This window comes from Delftia sp. JD2 (assembly GCF_001682645.1).
Taxonomy (GTDB): domain Bacteria; phylum Pseudomonadota; class Gammaproteobacteria; order Burkholderiales; family Burkholderiaceae_C; genus Comamonas; species Comamonas acidovorans.
Window position 1 is genome coordinate 1 of the sequence record NZ_LFJT01000137.1, and the last position, 779, is coordinate 779.

Genomic DNA, 779 nt, shown 5'->3' on the forward strand with positions numbered 1-779 from the left:
CATGGCCTGAGCCGTAGGTGAGCCAGGCGATCTCTCCCAGGCCTTGCAGCTGGCTGTGCTGGCGTGCGCCCAGCGTGTCCAGGCTGTGGGCGATGCGGTGTTCGTATTCGATCTGGTCTGCGACCCCGTTCCCGTTGCCATTGCCGTTCTTGCCAGGCCGGTACAGCTGTTGCACTTCTGCGGTGATGCGGCCAAGGGCGTCGCGCTCCAGTGCTATGCGGCTTTGCAGTTGGGCGATGAGGCCGTTGTCGTTGTCTGCGGTGCTGTGCTGCCAGACGCTGGCCGCCGTAAGGCGCCCGGCCGCATCCCATGCGTAGCGGTGGGTTTGTGCGGGCGCATGGGGTGTGGCGGGCAGCTGGCGTTCGACCAATCTGCCGCCTTCGTCCCAGCGGTAGTGGCTGCTGGTTTGCTGTGCGGCGTTGCCGTCCGTGGCTTCCATGAGCTGGCCAGCCGCGTCCCAGCGGTAGCGCTGCAGCCGTTGGTCAAACCCTTCTTCCTGCACGAGCCGGTCCAGTGCGTCCCAGGCAAAGCGGCTTTGCGCTCCGTTCTCGTTGACGAGGCGCAGCAGGCGGCCGGCGCTGTCGTATTCGAAGGCCAGGGTGAGGCCGCCATGTGTTCGCTGGACCAGCCTGCCCCAGAGGTCGTAGCGCAGGTGGATGCTGGGGTCGGCGGCCTGGGTTTCGCTGGAGGTGCCCGCAGGCTGGGCCGGATCGATGCGCGTGAGGTGGCCTGCGCTGTCGTAGTGGTAGCGCTCGATCTGGCCGTTGGGCAGTTCGCTG

Annotated in this window: 1 pseudogene; it reads right to left on the reverse strand. The window is 67.0% G+C overall.

From position 1 onward, the window contains the following. Nucleotides 1-779, reverse strand: a pseudogene (locus ACM14_RS30195) (RHS repeat protein); the annotation flags it as partial.